This window comes from Synergistota bacterium (genome assembly GCA_021159885.1).
Lineage (GTDB): Bacteria > Synergistota > GBS-1 > GBS-1 > GBS-1 > AUK310.
This window is the reverse complement of sequence record JAGHDO010000006.1, coordinates 1-20010: the sequence shown is the minus strand read 5'-3', so window position 1 is coordinate 20010 and position 20010 is coordinate 1. Positions and strand designations below refer to the sequence as shown.

Annotated in this window: 16 protein-coding genes, 2 rRNA genes and 1 pseudogene; 11 read left to right on the top strand and 8 right to left on the bottom strand. The window is 44.6% G+C overall.

What is annotated here, in order from left to right:
- The 5 genes from J7M13_00400 to J7M13_00380 form a co-directional block, all read left to right on the top strand.
- A 23S ribosomal RNA gene (locus J7M13_00400) occupies positions 1–306 on the top strand; the annotation flags it as partial.
- Between the two features lie 53 nt (positions 307–359).
- Positions 360–476, top strand: a 5S ribosomal RNA gene (gene rrf / locus J7M13_00395).
- A gap of 131 nt (positions 477–607) precedes the next feature.
- The gene (locus J7M13_00390; GenBank protein MCD6362453.1) at positions 608–1612 is read left to right on the top strand and encodes a TAXI family TRAP transporter solute-binding subunit; all 1005 of its coding nucleotides are present in this window, start codon (positions 608–610) and stop codon (positions 1610–1612) included.
- Between the two features lie 93 nt (positions 1613–1705).
- Entirely contained in the window at positions 1706–3595 is a 1890-nt protein-coding gene (locus J7M13_00385) for a TRAP transporter permease (GenBank protein ID MCD6362452.1), read from the top strand.
- Positions 3596–3645: 50 nt separating this feature from the next.
- Positions 3646–4758, top strand: coding sequence for an amidohydrolase (locus tag J7M13_00380; GenBank protein MCD6362451.1), 1113 nt, complete (start codon positions 3646–3648; stop codon positions 4756–4758).
- A gap of 19 nt (positions 4759–4777) precedes the next feature.
- Here J7M13_00380 and J7M13_00375 read toward each other — a convergent pair whose 3' ends face one another.
- Entirely contained in the window at positions 4778–5383 is a 606-nt protein-coding gene (locus tag J7M13_00375; GenBank protein MCD6362450.1) for a cyclase family protein, read from the bottom strand.
- A 131-nt stretch (positions 5384–5514) separates the two neighbouring features.
- On the opposite strand from J7M13_00375, the gene J7M13_00370 reads away from it, so the two are divergent.
- The 3 genes from J7M13_00370 to J7M13_00360 all read left to right on the top strand — a co-directional run bounded on the left by J7M13_00370 (position 5515) and on the right by J7M13_00360 (position 10101).
- Positions 5515–7305: an aldehyde ferredoxin oxidoreductase family protein gene (locus J7M13_00370; GenBank protein ID MCD6362449.1), complete on the top strand. Its 1791-nt coding sequence runs from the start codon at positions 5515–5517 to the stop codon at positions 7303–7305.
- Positions 7292–8617, top strand: coding sequence for a tRNA (N6-isopentenyl adenosine(37)-C2)-methylthiotransferase MiaB (miaB, locus tag J7M13_00365; protein MCD6362448.1), 1326 nt, complete (start codon positions 7292–7294; stop codon positions 8615–8617). Before J7M13_00370 ends, miaB begins: the two co-directional genes overlap by 14 nt.
- Before the next feature lie 296 nt (positions 8618–8913).
- Positions 8914–10101 carry a dicarboxylate/amino acid:cation symporter gene (locus tag J7M13_00360; GenBank protein ID MCD6362447.1) on the top strand — a complete coding sequence of 396 codons (1188 nt, stop codon included), beginning with the start codon at positions 8914–8916 and terminating at the stop codon, positions 10099–10101.
- A 61-nt stretch (positions 10102–10162) separates the two neighbouring features.
- Here J7M13_00360 and nifU read toward each other — a convergent pair whose 3' ends face one another.
- Both nifU and nifS read right to left on the bottom strand, forming a co-directional pair.
- Positions 10163–10576: a Fe-S cluster assembly scaffold protein NifU gene (gene nifU, locus J7M13_00355; GenBank protein ID MCD6362446.1), complete on the bottom strand. Its 414-nt coding sequence runs from the start codon at positions 10574–10576 to the stop codon at positions 10163–10165.
- A gap of 18 nt (positions 10577–10594) precedes the next feature.
- Complete coding sequence (gene nifS / locus J7M13_00350) at positions 10595–11761, bottom strand: cysteine desulfurase NifS (protein MCD6362445.1); 1167 nt, start codon at positions 11759–11761, stop codon at positions 10595–10597.
- A 162-nt stretch (positions 11762–11923) separates the two neighbouring features.
- Here nifS and J7M13_00345 point away from each other — a divergent pair, with 162 nt between their 5' ends.
- Genes J7M13_00345 through J7M13_00335 form a run of 3 tightly spaced genes read left to right on the top strand, consistent with a single transcriptional unit; the run spans position 11924 to position 14683 of the window.
- On the top strand, positions 11924–12913 hold the full coding sequence (locus tag J7M13_00345; GenBank protein ID MCD6362444.1) for a TRAP transporter substrate-binding protein: 990 nt from the start codon (positions 11924–11926) through the stop codon (positions 12911–12913).
- A gap of 13 nt (positions 12914–12926) precedes the next feature.
- Complete coding sequence (locus J7M13_00340) at positions 12927–13403, top strand: TRAP transporter small permease subunit (GenBank protein MCD6362443.1); 477 nt, start codon at positions 12927–12929, stop codon at positions 13401–13403.
- Positions 13400–14683, top strand: coding sequence for a TRAP transporter large permease (locus tag J7M13_00335; GenBank protein MCD6362442.1), 1284 nt, complete (start codon positions 13400–13402; stop codon positions 14681–14683). Before J7M13_00340 ends, J7M13_00335 begins: the two co-directional genes overlap by 4 nt.
- Positions 14684–14702: 19 nt before the next feature.
- Here the strand turns inward: J7M13_00335 and iolB are convergent, their stop codons facing one another.
- The 5 genes and pseudogenes from iolB to J7M13_00310 form a co-directional block, all read right to left on the bottom strand.
- Positions 14703–15512: a 5-deoxy-glucuronate isomerase gene (gene iolB / locus J7M13_00330; protein MCD6362441.1), complete on the bottom strand. Its 810-nt coding sequence runs from the start codon at positions 15510–15512 to the stop codon at positions 14703–14705.
- A gap of 20 nt (positions 15513–15532) precedes the next feature.
- Complete coding sequence (locus J7M13_00325) at positions 15533–16558, bottom strand: sugar kinase (GenBank protein ID MCD6362440.1); 1026 nt, start codon at positions 16556–16558, stop codon at positions 15533–15535.
- A complete protein-coding gene (locus J7M13_00320; protein ID MCD6362439.1) occupies positions 16555–17154 on the bottom strand; it encodes a bifunctional 4-hydroxy-2-oxoglutarate aldolase/2-dehydro-3-deoxy-phosphogluconate aldolase in 600 nt (199 codons plus the stop codon). Before J7M13_00320 ends, J7M13_00325 begins: the two co-directional genes overlap by 4 nt.
- Positions 17151–18617: an altronate dehydratase gene (locus J7M13_00315; GenBank protein ID MCD6362438.1), complete on the bottom strand. Its 1467-nt coding sequence runs from the start codon at positions 18615–18617 to the stop codon at positions 17151–17153. Before J7M13_00315 ends, J7M13_00320 begins: the two co-directional genes overlap by 4 nt.
- Positions 18583–19899 (bottom strand): annotated as a pseudogene (locus tag J7M13_00310) (tagaturonate reductase). The gene J7M13_00315 and the pseudogene J7M13_00310 overlap by 35 nt, the downstream one beginning before the upstream one ends.
- Between the last annotated feature and the right edge of the window lie 111 nt (positions 19900–20010).

Below are 20010 nucleotides of genomic sequence, written 5' to 3'. Positions count from 1 at the left end.
GTCCCTATCCGCCGCGGGCGCAGGATGCTTGAGGGGGGCTGCTCCTAGTACGAGAGGACCGGAGTGGACGGACCTCTGGTGTACCAGTTGTGCTGCCAGGCGCATCGCTGGGTAGCCATGTCCGGTTGGGATAAGCGCTGAAAGCATCTAAGCGCGAAGCCCGCCCCAAGATGAGGCATCCTACCGCAAGGTGGATTTCCACCTTGCGGGTAAGGTATCCGGGAGACTACCGGGTAGATAGGCCGGGGGTGTAAGCCCAGTAATGGGTTGAGCTGACCGGTACTAATATACCGAGGCCTTAAACCTCTTCTAATCTCTCCCTATTCAGTTGCTAAGGTGCAGACTAAAGAAGAGGGTCCTTTGGTGGCTATGGCGGAGGGGAAACACCCGGTTCCATTCCGAACCCGGAAGTTAAGCCCTCCAGCGCCGATGGTACTGCTCGGGAGACCGGGCGGGAGAGTAGGTCGCTGCCAAAGGGCCTTTTTGTTTTTTTGAAGGGGCATCTCTTTAGAAGGGATGCCCCTTTTTCTTTTTTGCTGGACGAGGACTCCTCTAAAATGGTATAATTTTAAAGAAAGGATCATATTTTAAAAGGAGGGAACGAAAAATGAGTTTGAGGAAGATAGGTGCGGTTCTGGCGGTTATAGCTCTGTTTCTCTCCATCAGTCTTGGTATAGGATTTGCTAAGAAGTTTATAGTCATTGGTACGGGTTCGACAGGAGGAACTTTTTACCCTGCGGGTACCATAATAGCCAATACTTTTAACAAATACCTTAAAAACACAGGATACAAGTGGTCTGCTCAGACGTCTGGGGGTAGCATTGAGAATCTTACCATGCTTGGCCGCAAGGAGATTCAAATGGGCATAGCAGGTAGCGCTCCTGCTTCTTGGGCCTACGCTGGTCTTCAGCAGTTTAAGGGTAAGCCTATAAAGAATATAAGGTATGTTACCGCTCTATGGCCTGAAATGACGCAGGTGATTTACAGGAAGGATACGGGGATAAAGCATTGGAGGGATCTGAAGGGCAAGAGGGTAGCTGTGGGACCGGCGGGCAATCCGCACTTTTATATGAAGGCATTGTTGCAAGCGACGGCAGGGCTTACATTTAAGGACATCATTCCCGAATATATGGGATATGGTGAATCTGTTGAAGCGCTTCAAAACAGATTAATAGACGCTGCTTATTTAGCTGCTGGTATTCCAACTGCAGCGGTTGCCCAAGCCTATGCTGGTAGAGTGCCCGTAGGCATGCTTGAGATATCTGATGAGGAGCTTGCAAGACTGCGTAAGATAGCACCCTTTTATGTGCGAGGCATAATACCAAAAGGTATATATCCTCATCAAGATAGGGATTTGAGAGTTGCAGCAAATCCGTGTGCGTTGCTTGCGGAGAAAGATCTTCCAGCAGATATCGTTTATAAGATGCTCGAGGTGATGTACCTTAAGGCACTTGATGAGATGAAGAAACAGCATCATGCTCTCTCTTTCTTGAGCCTTAAGAATGCCACTAAGATAGGTGGGGTTCCGTTCCACATAGGAGCGGTTAAGTTTTATGAGGATCACGGGATAAAGATTCCCAAGGATATGCTTCCTCCGGAAATGAAGAAGTGAGCCTTATCTTCGAGGTTCTTTCGGGGGGTGGCGTTTTTGCATAAAAACGCCACCCCTTTTTAATCAAATCATGCTGGAGAAAGGGGTATGGTCATGGAGAGAAAGTTGCGACGATTGAGCGGGAAAGTAGCTTTTTGGGCATTTGCCCTCGGCGTTTTTACTTCTCTTGTTCATCTCTGGATGAATAGCATAGGCTTGACGATCATTATTAAGCGAAATATTATACATGTTGGTTTGCTAATGGCGCTTGCCTTTTTGTATTATCCAGCTACCTCGAAGTCTCCCGAGGATAGACCTACTCTTTTGGATTGGGGTTTATCTCTTTGGTCCCTTTGGGTTGCTATTTACTTCTCAATCAATTATGAGAGGATGCTTAGAGAGCTTCTTAATCCGAATTTTTTGGATTATGTTTACGGCATGAGTCTTATGCTTCTCGTTATAGAGGCGTCGCGCCGTGTTGTGGGACTGCCTCTGACCATCTTTGCGACATTTTTCCTGCTTTATGCTTACTTTGGTCCTTATTTTCCGGAGCCATTTTCACATCAGGGCTATAACTTAAGAAGGATAATGATTCGCATGACCATGACTAATGAAGGAATACCGGGTATAGCGGTTATGGTTTCTTCCTCATATGTGTTTATTTTCGTTCTGTTTTCGAGTTTTCTTAAGGCAAGTGGAGCTTCCAAATTTTTCAATGATCTCGCATCGGCTATGGTGGGAACTAAGAGAGGAGGGCCTGCGAAAATATCCATAATAGCGAGTGCTTTAACTGGGACAATTAGCGGAAGCTCACAGGCAAATGTCGTTACAACGGGAAGTTTTACAATCCCTCTGATGATAGGAACCGGTTACAAGCCGTATTTCGCCGGGGCGGTGGAGGCAATTGCCTCTACAGGGGGGATTATCACTCCGCCGATAATGGGTGCTGCTGCTTTTATAATGAGTTCTTTTCTTGGTATTCCCTATATAAAGATCATGTACGCTGGTTTTGTTCCAGCGCTTCTGTACTATTTCACGCTTTATAATATGGTTGACCTTGGTGCAGCCAAATGGGGGCTTGAGGGGATACCTCGCGAAAAGCTTCCCAAGATAGGGAAGGTTCTAAAGGAAAGAGGGCATATGATGGTTCCACTTGTTTTTCTGATAGGCGCTTTAATAATGGGTTTTAGTCCTATTATTAGTGCGCTTATGGGATTAGGGCTTATCATAGTTCTCGGAGCGATTCGTAGGGATACGAGGCTTTCTTTAAGGGATATACTTGGAGCTTTGAATGAGGGTGCGGTGGGTGCTATATCCATAGGGGTAGTTTGTGCTATAGTGGGGTATGTGATAGGCGTGGTAGGTATGACTGGCCTTGGGCAAGAGATTGGATATAACATCGTAAATTTCTCTGGGGGACATCTCTGGCTTACGCTTGTTTTATGCATGATAACCGCTATTATACTTGGTATGGGTTTGCCCGCTGCAGCCTGCTACATAATAACGGTTACGGTGGCTGCTCCCGCTCTTATTATGATAGGTGTGAATAACCTCGTTGCCCACTTTTTCGCGTTTTATTTTGGGACGATGTCTGCTGTGGTTCCTCCGGTTGCTCTCACATCCTATACTGCTGCTGCTATAGCGAGGGCTAATCCAACTAAGGTTGCCTTTACGGGACTTGGCTTGGGTATAGCTGGTTTTATAATACCATATATGTATGCCTATAATCCGGTGCTTTTACTCGTTAACTTCTCGTGGGGAGCGTTTCTTTGGGCGATTTCAAGCGCTCTTGTGGCTTTATACTCGATGGCAATTGCGGTTATAGGAATGCTAAAGAGAGAATTGCTTGTCTATGAGAGGATTCTCTTTGCCGTAGCAGCTCTCCTTCTCATACCAGATATTCTGCTTTCGAGATTTTTGGGCTTTGTGATATTTGGTATCCTCTACTTCATAAACTGGAGGACTGCAAGGGCTTCACTTGATGAAAGGGGGAAGGAATCTTGAAGGATTTCGTGATTAGAAGAGCTAAGAAGCTTCAAGATTACGTAGTGGAGATGAGAAGAAGGTTTCACATGTACCCGGAGCTTAAGTTTGAGGAAAAGGAGACATCAAAGATCGTCAAGAAAGAGCTTGAGAAATTCGGTTATGAAACTTATACGATCGCCGAAACCGGCGTTATAGGTATATTGAAAGGTAGCGGAAATAAGATGGTTGCTTTAAGAGCTGATATGGATGCTTTGGCGCTCGAGGAAGAGAACGATGTTCCCTACAGGTCTAAGATTCCGGGCAAGATGCATGCTTGTGGTCATGATGCTCATACGGCTATGCTTCTTGGGGCGGCAAAAATACTTTCAGAAATTAGGGATAGCCTTGGGGGTAATGTCAAGCTTATCTTTCAACCTGCAGAGGAGGGTGGATGTGGTTCTCAAAAAATTATAGAAGAAGGTGGATTGAAAGGTGTGAATGCTATATTTGGCATTCATGTGTGGGCTGATCTGCCTTCTGGAACCATAGCCACAAGGAAAGGGCCCATGATGGCGTCTTCAGATGGTTTCCTCATAGAGATAAGAGGAAAAGGGGGACATGTGGCTCTTCCTCATCTTACTAAGGATCCTACCGTTCCGGCTGCCGATATATATAACGCTCTTCAAAAGATAGTCTCAAGATATACGAACCCTTTTTCTTCTGTTGTTATAGCCGCTCCTGTTGTGGAAAGTAGCCATGCTTATAACGTTACTCCAAGCAGAATAGTTATGCAGGGAACCTTAAGAACCTTTGATATGGAGATTAGAAATGCGGTTATGGAGAGGCTCAAACGCGTTGTTGAGAAGTATTCGGAAGCGTGGGATTGTGAGGGAAAGGTTTCCTTGTTTAGGGCTCCATATCCTCCAACCGTTAACACATCTGAATTGGCGGAATTTATTATGGATACAGCGAGAGAAATTAGCGAGGTGGCTGAGGCTCAGATGGTTCTGGTTTCTGAGGATTTCTCATATTACCTTCAGGAAATCCCGGGAGCTTTTGCTTTCCTTGGAATTAAAAATGAGGGAAAGAATATAATCTACCCCCATCATCATCCAAGATTTGATGTTGATGAGGACGTTCTTTGGAAAGGTGTGGCTCTATATGTTCTGCTGGCTTATGGATATCTGCGGGGTTCCTTTTAAGGAACCCCGCAGAGCTTTTTCATTGCGGAACGATTGCGAATACCCTTGCGGGGAAGCCAGGTCCTCCCTTTGGCTTAGGTGCGGTTACCACCACTAAGGCACCATATTCTGGTACCTTATCCAGATTTGTTAAAAGCTCTATCTGATAATGGTTTGTCTTGAGTACATAGCTTTCTAAGGAGTAATCGTCTTTCGAGGTTGATATTCCAGGATCTGTGTCCGTGGTTTCGTGTCCTATAGCGGTTATTTTCCTCACTTCGAAGAGATACTTTAAAACTTCCATGCTCCATCCAGGGTAGTGGGCTATTCCCTTTTCGTCTTTGTTTTGCATTGCCTTAGCATCTGGCCATCTCTTAGACCAATCGGTCCTTAAGGCCACGAAGGCTTCCTGAGGAATGGGGCCATATTTTTTCTCCCATGCTTTTACATCTTTCATCGTGACCTGATAATCTGGGTTTTTCTTGACTTTCTCGTGAATATCGATCACCACGAGGGGTAGGAACATCTCTCTCACGCTTATCTGGTCTATGCTTCTTAATCCCCTATGAAAGTGGCATGGTGGATCCATATGAGTTCCCCACTGTCCCACATGGCAGAAATACTCTGCAAAGAAGCCATATCCCATTTTCGCTTTTACGCCTTCTCCCTTAGCATACCAGTATAAAACCTCGTTAAATTGTATCAAAGAAATGAAGTTTGACAAGGTGGGAGATGATATATTATTCTAACATAAGCGAGGAGGAGGTGGGTCTAAATATGTTTGGCAGGCTTCTTGAGATTAACCTTAGTGAGAAATCCTTTGCGGAGCGGGGGCTTTCGGAAAGGGAGATTATGCTTTTCCTTGGAGGAAAGGGTATGGGTGCTTATTTGCTTTATAAGGAGCTCAAGGGAGCTGATCCTCTCTCAGAAGAAAATCTTCTCATCTTTCTTACAGGACCGCTTACCGGTACTCCTTTTCCTGCATCAGGCAGGATGGTTGTAATAACCAAATCCCCGCTGACCGGACTTTTTCTGGATAGCCACGCTGGGGGAAGATTCGGTCCAGAGTTAAGAAAAGCGGGATATGATGGTTTAATAATCAGGGGGAAAGCCGATATCCCCGTTTACATATGGATTGAGGACGAGAATATTGAAATAAGAGATGCTCGTGAGATATGGGGCTTAGGCATAGAGGGTACAGTGGAGAAAATTAGGCTCTTTACTCGTTCTGATGCTTCAGTTGCATGTATAGGTCCTGCTGGTGAGAACTTGGTGAGATTTGCGACCATCTCATTTGACAAGGATTCTGATCCCTTTAGGGCTGGGATAGCTGGGAGAGGTGGGGCAGGGGCTGTAATGGGTAGCAAACATCTTAAGGCTATAGCGGTTAAGGGAAGCGGAAGGGTGAAGCTTTATGAGGAAAACGCTTTTAGAAGGTTTTCCTCCCGCTTGATGCGTGTCATACTTGACAACGACTTTATACATACAAGAAGGGTCATAGGAACTTCTTACTGGGTCGATCCTGTCTGTAGAAACGGCATACTCCCGTCCTATAATTTTAAACAGGGTTTTATAACGCCGGTTTACGGCCTGCTTGGGACTAACCTTAGGTATTATGCTAAAAGAGATGTTTCCTGTTTTAACTGTCCCATAGCATGTGGCAAGGTTATGAAGGTTAAAGACGGAAGGGATGTCAAGGTCGAATACGAGTCCATAGCTCTTTTGGGAAGCAATGATGGTATTGATAATATTAAAGGGGTGGCGGAGGCGATTTATCTCTGCAACGAGTTTGGACTCGATTCCATATCCACAGGGGTGGTAGTGGGATTCGCTATGGAATGTTCGGAGAAGGGCCTTTTGAGTGAGGCTCCTTCCTTTGGGGATCTGGATGGACAGCTAAGCCTTATAAAGGATATAGCCTATCGTAGAGGTATAGGTGATCTTCTGGCTGAGGGAGTTAGGAGGGCTTCAGAGAGGCTTGGCAGGGAGACCCAGCGTTTCGCGATGCATGTTAAGGGGTTGGAAATTCCGGGATATGAGCCGAGATCTTCATGGGGGATGGCGCTGGCTTACGCTACCTCGGATAGGGGAGCATGCCATCAAAGAGCCTGGACGGTTAGAGCTGAGATGGATGGAGGACTTAGGAGGTTTTCTACGGAGGGGGTCGCTGACTTCGTTAAGGAAGTTCAGGATGAAAGAGCGGTTGCTTTTTCGCTAATAGTTTGTGATTTTCTCCCCATTTCGGTGGAAGATATGATAGAAGCGCTTAGGCTTTCCATAGGTATCAGTTTTAGTGAGGAGGAGTATCTTAAAGTGGGAGAAAGGGTGTGGAATCTCGTAAGATTATTCAATATTAGGGAAGCTGGTATAGAGAGGAAAGACGATATTTTGCCTCCGCGTGTCTTTGAGGAAGGGCTTCCTCTTCCTCCACGAGGTGAGAGGAAGGCTAAGTTACCTAAGGAGGCGTTTGACAAGATGCTCGATGAGTATTATAAATTACGGGGATGGAACGCAAATGGCATTCCCGAAGAATGGAAGGTGAGGGAATTATCTCTTGATGGGCTTTAAAAGCTTTTTCATAAGAACCTATGGTTGTCAGATGAATCTTGCGGATAGCGAGAGGATACGTGGGGTTTTGCTTGATTTTGGTCTTGAGGAAGCTAATAGCGAGGAGAACTGTGATTTCCTCGTATTAAACACTTGTGTGGTGAGGGATAAATCTGAGAAGAAGGTTTATGGAAAACTCGGCAAAATAAATAGGTTGTGGAGGAAAAACGGAAGACCCTTAGTTGCTGTTTGCGGATGCATGGCTCAGAAGGAAGGAAAAAAGCTCTTAGAGAGATTCCCGTTCGTGGTTCTTGTTGTGGGACCTTCTGCTATTCCACGTTTACAGGAAGCCTTTCCCAGGATTTTAAAGGGAGAACGATTATTATTTTTGGATGATGAGAAAATAATGGAGACGGATAGCCTTCCGGTGGCACGGTGCTCAAGCTTTAAGGCATGGGTCCCTATAATATATGGGTGCGATCGCTTTTGTACCTATTGTATAGTTCCTTACACGCGGGGCAGAGAGAGGAGCAGGCATCCCGATTCCATACTCAAGGAGATAGAGGAGCTTGCGTCCCAAGGATATAAGGAGATAACCCTTTTAGGACAAAGCGTAGAGTCTTATGGTAAGGATCTTCCCTTTAAATATTCTCTTGCTAATCTTCTGAGAGAAATAGAGAGAATAGAGGGGATAAAATGGGTTCGCTTTACCACTTCTTATCCCTTAGATCTTACCGAGGGTCTTATAAAGGCTATAGAGGAATGCAGTAAGGTTTGTGAGCACTTTCACCTGCCGGTCCAATCTGGATCTACGAAGATACTTAAGAGAATGGGAAGGGGATATACAAGAGAAGATTATTTGAGGCTTATAGATAGACTTAAGCTTTCCTTTCCTTCCCCGGAAGCGAGCTATACAAGCGATATCATAGTTGGATTCCCCGGTGAAACGGAGGAAGATTTCGAGAAGAGCGTAAGTCTGGTTGAGGAAGTCGGATTTGATGTTGTCTATACTGCTATCTACTCCCCCCGTCCCGGTACCTTAGCTGCTACTTTTCCAGATCAGGTAGATGAAAACACAAAGAAGCAAAGAATAAATCGGCTAAATGAAACAGTTGCGCGGATAGCTAAGAGTATACATGAAGAACTTGAGGGAAGGGTTTTTGAAGTTCTCGTAGATGGAATCGCTCCAAAGGGGGAAATGCTTCAAGGAAGAACCAGGGCTAATAGAATTGTTATATTTAAGGGAAAAAGGGAATTAATAGGGAGCTTCGTTAAGGTGAGAATTTTGAAAGGGGAAACATGGTCCCTTATTGGTGAAATCGTGCTTTCATAACAAACCACTGTTAATCCCGTTTTGCAGAACCACTGATTTTGCGCTAAAAGTTCTATGAAGAAAGTCTGAATATCTTTAATCTTATGTTTCATGTGCACTATTTTTACCCCTTCGAGAAGGTTTAATTTTCGTTGACAATTTCTTTGATAGACGATATTATTACAACCAAGCAATCAAAGCTGCATGTAAGATGGTATGCCAAACGCTAACCGATCCTGAAAGGGGGGTGGAGCAGCTTGGCGTCTCTGGAGAAGTTGTTTAAGGGGTATAGGTTTCCGCTCATACTTATTCTTTCCATGGTTTTGGGAACTCTCGTAGGTCTCGGTATGGGTCCCGCCGCATCTAAGCTAAAACCCTTCGGTGATATTTTTCTGAATCTTATGTTTACGGTGGTAACACCTGTTGTTTTCATTACTATAGTTTCAGCCATAATTAACCTCGGTGGTTTAGGTAAGCTTGGAAGGATACTTGGCTCTACCATATTTATATTTATAGTTCTCGGTCTCGTGGCATCTGTATTCATGATTTTTATTTTGAAGATCTTTCCACCGGTTCAGCCTGGAACCTTTCAGCTTCCCAAAGCTCCGGAAATAAAGAGTTTTTCACTTGCAGCGAGAATGGTCAAGACCTTCACGGTTTCTTCTTTCTATCAACTATTTGATAAATCTCACATGCTGCCTATGATAATCTTTGCCATACTTTTAGGTATAGCTATAAACCTCGTTGGAGAAAGAGGGAGGTCTTTAGCTCGCGTTTTCGATATCCTTTCTGAAGCTATGCTTAAGCTTGTCTGGATAGTGATGCTTTACGCACCTATAGGAATTTTTGCCTATTTTGCTGCTCTTACCGGGACGCTTGGAACTCAGCTTTTGGGGGCTTATGCACGGGCAGCGGCCATATACTTCCCAGCAGCTTTTGTATATTGGGTTGTGATGTACTCCATTACTTCTTATATGGCGGGGGGGATGGAAGGCCTTAGAAGATGGTGGAAGAATATTATACCTCCGGCGATTACTGCTTTTGGAACCTGTAGTAGCGTTGCAACCCTTCCTGTTAACTTGGATGCTGCAAGAAGGATAGGCGTTCCTCGTGAGGTCAGGGAGCTCGTTTTACCTATAGGAGCAACCATTCACATGGATGGTTCCTGCTTAAGTGGGATACTTAAGATAGCCTTTCTCTTTGCTGTTTTTGGTAAACCCTTCTCCGGCGGTTATGAGCTTGCCATGGCTATTTTGATTGCTATCCTTGGAGGAGTTGCGCTTTCCGGTGTCCCTGGAGGAGGATACGCTGCCTCGCTCATCATAACGAGCGTTTACGGTTTCCCCCCCGAAGCCTTTCCCATTATCGCCATGATAGGACAGATAGTTGATGCGCCCGCTACAATGGTTAATGCTACGGGAGATACTAATGCAGCCATGTTGGTTTCAAGGCTCCTTTATGGTAAAAAGTGGCTTGAGCTTCCATCCGAAAGCGAAGAGATATGACGTAGTAAGGTAAATTTGAAGAAAAGGGGTAAGTTTGTTCCCTCTTGGGACTTACCCCTTTTTAATTATCTCCACTTTGCCCTCCACGCTTATGATTTCTCTCTTTTCTTTCCTCCTTATTCAAATAGTCTTCTATCGCGGCTTTAATTCCCTGCTCTGCTAATAGAGAGCAGTGCATTTTAGGGGGTGGCAGGCCTCCAAGAGCATCCGCAACATCGTTGTTTGTTATTTTAAGAGCTTCTTCAAGGGTCTTTCCCTTAACCATCTCTGTTATCATCGAAGAGATGGCAATTGCCGCTGCGCATCCAAAAGTTTCAAATTTTATGTCCTCGATTCTTTCGTCTTTGACTTTTATGTAAATTCTCATTACATCACCGCATCCCGGGTCTCCGACTTCTCCAATCCCGTCAGCATCTTCTATACGCCCAACATTTTTAGGATTTAGAAATAACTGAAGGAGCTTTTCCGTATACAACGGAGCCGCACCTCCTATTTATTTCTTTTTTCCAAAAGGAGAGATTTTTCGCAGGTCATCTACAGTTTCTTTTAGCTTTTCAATGGCATAATCTATATCGCTCTCGCTGTTATCTTTTCCAAGCGTTAGTCTGAGAGAACCATGTATTATTTCGCGTGGGATCCCCATCGCGATAAGAACATGGCTTGGTTCTGGTTTTCCCGTGGAGCATGCTGACCCGGTAGAAGCTCCTATTTCAGCTGCGTCGAGGCGTAGTACTATCGCTTCTCCTTCGATATATTTAAAGCAGAAGCTTGTGTGGAAGGGGAGGCGCTCTTCCTTGTGCCCCGTGAGGATGACATCCGGTATTTCGCGTAGTACGCCATCGATAAGCTTGTCTCTAAGTTTTTTTACCCTTTCTTCATCACCGTTGGAGAGTCTCTTTAAGGCGAGCTTTGATGCAGCTCCGAGACCTACTATGCCTGCCACATTTTCCGTGCCTGATCTTAGCCCTTTTTCCTGTCCGCCACCGTGAATTAGCGGAGTAAGTTTAATGTCTTTCCTTATATACAGAGCTCCTACTCCCTTTGGCCCATACATCTTGTGTGCTGATATCGTTAGCATATCTATGAAATCTTCTCTCACGTTTACGGGGATATGTCCAACTGCCTGGACGCCGTCTACATGGAATATGATGCCTCTTTCTCTGCAAATTTTCCCTATTTCTCTTATAGGTTGAAGAGTTCCTACCTCGTTGTTTCCATACATGATTGAGACAAGGATGGTATCTTGCCTGATTTCATTCTTTAAATCCTCTATGCTGACTCTTCCATATTCATCGACGGGCAGGTAAGTAATTTCAAAACCTATTTTTTCAAGCCATTCGCAGACTTCCAGTACGGCGTGATGCTCTACAGACGATGTTATAATATGCTTTCCTTTTCCCTGTAGGGCGAGTGCTGTTCCTTTTATGGCAAGGTTGTTAGATTCACTTCCTCCTCCAGTGAATATTATTTCTGAGGGATCGGCGGAAATTAGCTTAGCTACTGATTCTCTTGCTTCTTCTATGGCTTTTCTTGCTTTCCTTCCCCAGGAGTGAAGACTGCTGGGGTTACCAAAGTGCTCTTTTAGAAAGGGCAACATCTCGTCGAAAACTTCTGGATCGATTGGCGTAGTGGCTGAGTGATCGAGGTAGACCTTTCTCATCTTATCGCACCTCCGAAGTTTCGTTTTTGCAAGTAAATACTATGATAATAACGATAAAAAGTCAACGGGTTTAGGAAGTTCCATCTGCCCTTGACGGAAGGCCGTTCTTACGGTATATTTATTTATAAAGGAAACAAATAATTAAGGAAGGAGGGGTTTATCGTGAGACGTATGTTGGTGGTTCTGCTGGTAGTGGCCGTTGCCGTTTCATTCTCGAGCTTTGCCTTAGCTATGGAGAAGAAGGGGAATGTGATCGTTCTCAAAGCTGCAGATGATCATAAGAAGGGTTACTCCACAGTTGAGGGACTTGAGCTGATGGCGAAACTGGTTAATAAGTGGACCAACGGCAAGATAAAGATCGAAGTTTATCCTGGTGCGGTTCTTGGCTCGGAAAAAGAAACCATTGAACAGACGCAGATGGGCGTTATAGACATCAATCGCGTTTCTATTTCTCCTGTTACCGCTTTTTATCCTAAGATCTCAGTTTTCGCTTTACCCTATATGTTTAAGAGCAGGAAGCATATGTGGAAGGTTCTTGAGAGCGATATAGGTCAAAAGATGCTTAAAGATCTCAGAGCTGCTGGCTTCATCGGAGTCGCTTACATGGACTCCGGCGCGAGGAGCTTCTATACGGTTAAGAAGCCTATTCTTTCTCCGGCTGATCTCAAGGGATTGAAAATCCGTGTTCAGAAAAGCCCAGTCATGATTGATATGGTTAGGGCTATGGGCGGACGTCCAGTTCCAATGGCTTTTGAGGAGGTCTACACCGCTCTTCAAACGGGCGTTATTGATGGAGCTGAAAATAATCCTCCGAGCTATTACGAGACCAGCCACTATGAGGTTGCTAAGTACTATTCCCTGGATGAGCACGCTATGGTTCCCGAGGTAGTTTTAGTTAGCAAGGTCACTTGGAATAAGCTTTCGCCTGAGGATAGAAAAATACTTGAGCTGGCTGCATTCGCGGGACAGGAGCTTCAGAAGAAACTCTGGATAAAGGATGAGAATATAGCCCTTAAGATAGTTAAGGAGAGCGGATGTAAGATATTCCATCCGAAGAAGGAACCGTTTATAAAAGCTGTTAAGCCAGTTTACGATAAGTATGGAGCTAAGTACTCCAAGCTTATAGAGCAGATTCGCGCAATGGCTAAATAATAGAAAGTCTTTAATGAGGGTTTTTAATTGGTTTGATAAGCTTTTAGTTGGGCTATTATATATAGTGCTCATTTTTCTTGTTGGCGTTACCTTCCTTCAAGTGGTAATGAGATATTTCTTCAATCATCCTCTGACATGGGCTGAGGAGCTTATAGGCGTTGTTATGATATACTTCGTTCTGATAGGTGCAGCATGGGGCGTTAGAAAATCCATTCATATATCTATGGAAGTCTTTGCTAAGTGGATTTTCGGTGAAAAGGCGATTATCCCAGTCATCATAGAGATCTCCTTATATGGAATGCTTGCTATCTTCATGATCTTTTATGGTAGAGATATAGTTGAGTTGACGCGTTTCCAGATTCTTCCAGCTACCGGGTTAAAGGCGGCAGATGCTTACTTTGCGCTTGTAGTTTCTGGCGTTATAATGCTTGTTTTCGTGCTTGAAAGGTTCATCTATTTGTTCCTAAGGAGGGGAGAAATACGAAGATGACTCCGGTATTTATTCTCTTGGGTAGCTTCATAGGTTTACTGCTACTTCGGGTTCCCATATCTCTCACGCTTGCGCTGTCTTCCTTTTTCACGGTATTTTATCTTGGTTTACCGCCGATGGTCGTTCTTCAAAAACTATGCGATCCTCTCGATAACTTTTCCCTTATGGCAATACCTTTTTTCGTTCTCGCTGGTCAGCTAATGACTGAATCGGGGATAGCAAGGCGCCTTGTGGATGTCTCTAACATGTTTGTGGGACACATAAGGGGAGGGCTCGCCTTTGCAAATATAGTTGCTTCCATGCTTTTTGGAGGGATGTCTGGATCGTCCGTTGCGGATACCGCTTCTATAGGATCTATAATGATTCCTGAAATGGTCAGAAAGGGATATGATAGAGATTATTCTATAGCGGTTACAGTTACCTCTTCCACCGAGGGATTAGTGATACCTCCCAGTCATAACGCTATTATCTATTCCTTTGCTGCTGGAGGTGTCTCCATAGCAAGGCTGTTTCTCGCAGGTGCGATACCAGGTATACTTATAGGGCTTTGTCTTATGATTCCGGCCTATATTATAGCTATTAAGAAAGGATATCCTGTAAATCCGCGTGTTAGGGGAAAAGAAGCCATAAGGATAATACTTGATTCCATTTGGGGCCTTCTCACCATAGTGATAATCCTTGGCGGGGTTTTAAGCGGGGTGTTTACTGCTACTGAATCATCGGTTGCTGCTGTGGTTTATGCCTTCTTCATAGCAGTATTTGTCTATAAGGAGATCACATTCAGGGGGATTTTGAGGGTTCTTAGAGAAACCGTGACTACAACTGCTATAGTTATGTTCCTCATAGCTTCTGCTTCATCCTTTGGGTGGCTCTTGGCTTATCTTAAGGTTCCTGATATGATAGCCACTGCTATAACGAGCATTTCTTCTAATAAGTGTGTGATTCTCCTTATAATTAACGTGGTTCTTTTGCTTCTCGGGATGATAATGGACATGGCACCGCTGATTCTTATAACAACTCCAATATTTTTACCCGTCGTAACGCGTTTTGGCGTTGATCCGGTGCACTTTGGGATTATAATGATGATGAACTTGGGAATAGGCTTGTGTACCCCTCCCGTGGGAAATACTTTATTCGTAGGATGCGTAGTGGGGAAGATGAAGATAGAGGAAGTCATGAAAGCGATGTTCCCGTTTTACGTAGCTATGGTCGGTGCGCTTATGCTCGTTACCTATGTTCCAGCTATAGCCATGTGGCTGCCTTCCCTGCTATGGAAGTGATAAAAAAGGCGGGAGCCTTTTAAACGGGCTCCCGCCTTAAAACCTCTTTAAGAAGAGCTTCCTCGCATTTTTGCCACGCATGATCCGGGTCGTCATTCATAAGGAGCATCCTTTTCTCTCCCGCGATGATCCACAGATAGTAGAGACTGTAGCCGGGTGCCGCGACTACGGGATGGTATCCTCGAGGAAGTAAGGTTGTATCCCCATCAAATACTACGTGAACTTCCTCAAGACCCTTTTTATCGTAAATTCTCTGAATGCCAAAGCCGGTTGGCGGCTTTATCTTAAAGTAATATATTTCTTCCGTTTTTACCTCTACTGGAAAGTTGTCCTCGTCATGCTTGTGCGGAGGCCAGCTTGACCAGTTTCCAGGAGGGTTTAGCGTTTCGCCAACGAGGAGCCTTTCTGCACCGTAGCGTAAGTCTATTATGTCTTTAACGTCTCTTCTCCAGTTCCATATTCCTACGCTTCTCGTTTTGACTTCTTCAGGTTTTACCATGAAGGGCTCCACGCCTGTGCTTGCAAACGCGAAAGCTATGGCTATTTCCGAGTCCATAAGAGCTGTTATTTTGAATTCTCTTCTTGGGGGGATATATACTGCCCATGCATTTGATGAAAAAACATCTTTTCTATATCCGGTGTTAAAGCTTTTTTTGTCCACTTCCACTTTCATCATGCCTGAGAGAAGCACAACTACTGCTTCTTCGTCATCGCTTTTGAGCCTGACACTTTCTTCTCCCTTTCCCTTGAAGACCAAGAAGTGTTCATATTTCAATTCTCCGCGTTTGACGACCTCTACAAGTCCGGATTTGCTCGTCTTCCTCTTTATCGGCAATTCTCATTCCTCCTTTATCTCTCCACCCTTCCTGATGTGTATCCGCTTGCAAGCTTGGATATCTCGGATGCTGCAAAGACGTTGAAGTCTCCAGGTATGGTGTGCTTCCAGCAGGAGAGAGCAACCGCGAAGTTAACCTTTTCTTGAGGAGGCATTTCCTTGATAAACCCGTATATCAGCCCTGCCGCGAAGGAGTCGCCTCCTCCCACCCTGTCCACGATATAATCTATTCTATACTTGCGCGAAAAGTATGGTGTGCCTTCCTCAAAGAGCAGAGCGGACCACTCGTTTACGGTAGCCGAGATGCTTTCTCTTAAAGTTATGGCAACGGCTTTAAGGTTAAAGCGTTCCTTTAGCTTCTTTGCTACCTCTATGTATCCCTCTCTATTGAGCTTTCCAGTGGCGAAATCGGTGTTTTCAGACTTTATCCCAAAGACCTTTTCGGCGTCCTCTTCGTTTCCTAAGGCTATGTCAACGTATTCGATCAGCTCGCTCATTACCTCGTTGGCTTTTTCAGGACTCCAGAGATTCTTTCTGTAATTAAGATCACAGCTTGTTGTTATGCCCTTTTCCTTGGCCTTTTTTAATGCTTCAAGCAATATTTCTGGAAGATCTCCGCCGAGAGCTGGGGTTATGCCCGTGAAGTGGAACCAGCTTGCTCCTTCAAATATTTCATCCCAGTTGTAATCATCCGGCTTGGACTGTGAGAAAGCAGAGCCTTTCCTATCGTAGATTACCTTTGAAGGGCGTTGAGAAGCTCCTATTTCAAGAAAATATATTCCAAGACGTTCTCCTCCAACGGCTATATAATCTGTCTTTACGTTAAATCTTCTTAGGTGCCCTAAGACCGCTCTTCCTATCTCGTTTTCCGGAAGCTTTGTTACGAAATAAGCATCTAATCCGAGCTGAGCCAGTGATGATGCCACGTTGGCTTCTGCTCCTCCATAGTTAATTTCAAATTCTGTAGCGTTGAATATCCTTTTGTGATTTGGAGGGCTTAGCCTAAGCATTATCTCCCCGAATGTTATGACCTTGCTCATTTTCTACACCTCCTTATCTTCTCTATGAAAAGTCTCGCGTTTTCCTTAGGATTTCCCTTCTTCGTCAGGTTTGATCCCACTCCTACCGCAAAGGCTCCCGCTGAGAACCATTCTTCAAGGTTATCTAAGCTGACCCCACCTGTTGGAATTGCCTTAAACTCCGGGAAAGGTCCTCTCATGCTCTTTATAAAAGTGGGTTTGAGCACGCTTCCGGGGAATATTTTTACAACTTCGCATCCAAGCTCCTTAGCTCTTACATATTCGGTGGGGGTCATTATGCCGGGTATGTATGGCACGCTCGCTGTTTCTGCTATCTTCTCAGAGAGATGCGGACTTACTATAAAGCGGGCTCCTGCTTGAATTGCCTTTTTGCAGTTTTCTGCATTTAAGACCGTTCCCGCACCTACGATAGCGTCTTTAAGCTCTTCGGCCACTCTCGAGATAACCTTATCTGCTTCGGGGACGGTAAAGGTTATTTCTATTATCTTTATCCCTCCCTCGAATACTTCTCTGGCGAGCTTAACGCATTTTTCTGGAGAATCTGCTCTTAATACTGCTACTATTCCTTCCTTTCCTATCAACTCGATGACCATCATAGTATCACCCCGTCTTTGAAAATGGCTATTTCGTGAAAACCGTTTTTCTCACTTTTCGTTTTCTCCCCGCTCGCTACGCTTATGACGAGCTTGATGAGCTCGCTTAAAACCTCTTCTGTATCCGCGCCTTCTGCTATCTTCCCAGCGTTAAAGTCTATCCAGTTTGCTTTCCTCTCATACAGACTGGAATTGCTCGATATCTTGACGGTTGGAACCACGGTTCCGTATGGAGTGCCTCTTCCCGTGGTAAAGAGTATAATCGTTGCTCCGCTTCCCGCCAATGCGGTGGATGAAACGAGATCGTTCCCGGGACCAAATACTATATTTACTCCGCTTTTTTTAGCTGTTTCTCCATATCGAAGCACGTCGCTCACCGTTCCGCTACCGCTCTTTTTCACCGCTCCGAGGGATTTTTCCTCGAGAGTCGTTATACCTCCTTTTATGTTTCCCGGTGAGGGATTTTCGTAAATTGGTTGTCCGTATCTCGTATAGTAGTCTCTGAACCAGTTTATCGTTTTCACGAACTTTTCGTACGTTTCTTCATCCTCTATCCTCGATATTATCGTGTCCTCTGCTCCGAATATTTCCGGTATCTCTGACATCAGAATCGTTCCACCGTGGTGAACGAGATAGTCTGCGAGCTTACCTACAAGAGGATTTGCAGTTAACCCTGAGAAGGAGTCGCTTCCTCCGCACTTAACCCCTACGGTGAGGGCGCTTAAGGGGCATTCTTTTCTCTCTGCTTTTGCCTTTTCCATAAGCTCGCTTAAGATACTCTGAATGGTATGAAACTCATCCTCAATGTCTTGAAGGGTGGCAAATGCTATGTTTGGATGTCCGAGGAGCTTTTCTTTCAATGTATCTATTTGAAGGTTTTCGCAACCAAGTCCAACGATCAGTACACCCCCTGCATTTGGATTTCTCGCAAGCCCTGCGAGAATGTCTCTGGTCAGCTCGAGATCTCCCCCGAGCTGGGAGCAACCGTAGGGGTGAGATAGAACTTTGATATCGTCTATCCATTCTGGCTTTTTAATATCTGTAATGATTTTTCTCAGGATTCCGTTTATGCATCCAACGGTGGGAATTACCCAGATTTCGTTTCTTGTTCCCGCTTCTCCACTTTCCCTGAGATATCCCATAAAGGTTCTTGAAGGGTGTTTAACATCGGTTAGCTTTATCTTCCTTACTTTGATCCATCTCGGCTTCCACTCTGGGGTTAACGTGGTTTTAAGGTTATGTACATGTACCCATTCACCAGGCTTTATCTTGCACGTTGCGATTCCTATGGGATGATCATATTTGATTATCTTCTCACCTGCTGATATCTCCTTTATCGCAACTTTGTGTCCCGCCGGGATATCCTCTATTGCGATGATGTTCTCAAGGATTTTTTCCCCCTTTCTTACTTCTACTAATGCGACGACTACATTATCCTCGCTTCCAAGCTTTACGTATTTTTTCAATGGTGGTAAGCACCTCCCTCTTTAGCTTGCCCTCGAGGTTGGGGAAAAAGCTTTCGATAATGCTTTCCGTATCGTGTCCCTTAAGTTCACTGAAATCTGATAGCTTTAGTGGTCCTCCCGGAAGCTCCTTAATACCATCACAGTCATAGAGTTCGACCATGTGAGCGATTCCCTCCGTTATTCTTGGAGGTAGCTTTCCGAACTTATGGTAGTAGTCCTCGAGCGTTGGGCGCACCCTCGTGTTCATCTTGCTTATGGAATTAAGGGCTATGCTTCGCAGGCTGTGCTTTAAGGCGGGATTTTTGAACCTCTGGAGGACTTCATCTGCGTATTTGTGAGTCTCATCATTATCTGAGAAAGCTCGAACGATTTCATCATGAGCCAGCTCATATAGCCATCTGCCGAATTTTTCATGCTCTGCGAAGTCTTTCACATACTCTATGCCGTTTAGAAGCCCCACAGGTACCATAGATGTGTGGCATCCGTTTAATATTCGCACCTTTCGATCTCTATAAAACTTTAAATTATCGGTTAGTATAACGTTTAACCCTGCTTTATCGAAGGGAAGGATCTCAAAAATGGAGGGATCTCCTTGAATGACGAAGAGGTGGAAAAGCTCTCCGCTCGTTAAGTTCTCGTCTTTCTCTCCTATTTTCTTGAAGATCTCTTCAGCTGCCTCCTTAGGAAAGCCTGGCACTATCCTATCGACAAGTGTGTTGTAGAACTTACAGCTTTCAAGGTAGTCGAAAAAGCCCTTGGGATAGTTCCAATCTTTCGCATATTTGATTATGCATTCTTTTAATTTGTCTCCGTTATTTTCTATAAGTTCTAATGGTAGTATATAAAGGGGAGACAAGTTGTTTTTAAACCTTTCGTATAGTATTTCCGCTAACATCGATGGGTAGTTTTCCGCCTTTTCCATCTTTCTGTAGAATATTCCTGCCTCTGTCGTGTTGGAAACAACTACCTTTAGCTCAGGTATTTTCCCTGCTTCAAGCAATTTTGAGTAATCTTTAAAGGGATTTACACCATCTTTTATGACCTCAACGCGATCGAGAACCTCTTTATACTCTCCATTCTCATATCCTCTTAGGAGAACGTGGTATTTTCCCCCTGCCTTAAGTATATTTTCGAGTCTTCCTTCTGGTATTGGTTGAATCAAAAACACCTCATTTTTCGTTCCGGTCCTTTCGTTTATCTTTTGAAGCATCCAGTCAAAGAACGCTCTTATGAAATTCCCTTCTCCAAACTGTAAAACCGTTATCATTTTTCTCACCTCCCTGCGCTTAAGCCGAGCGCTCTTAAGTGTTTTTCTATGTGCTCGGCTACAAGATTATGATATTCGCTTTCGTATCTTCTTAATAGGCCTATGAACTTTTCTCTTATCTCGCTT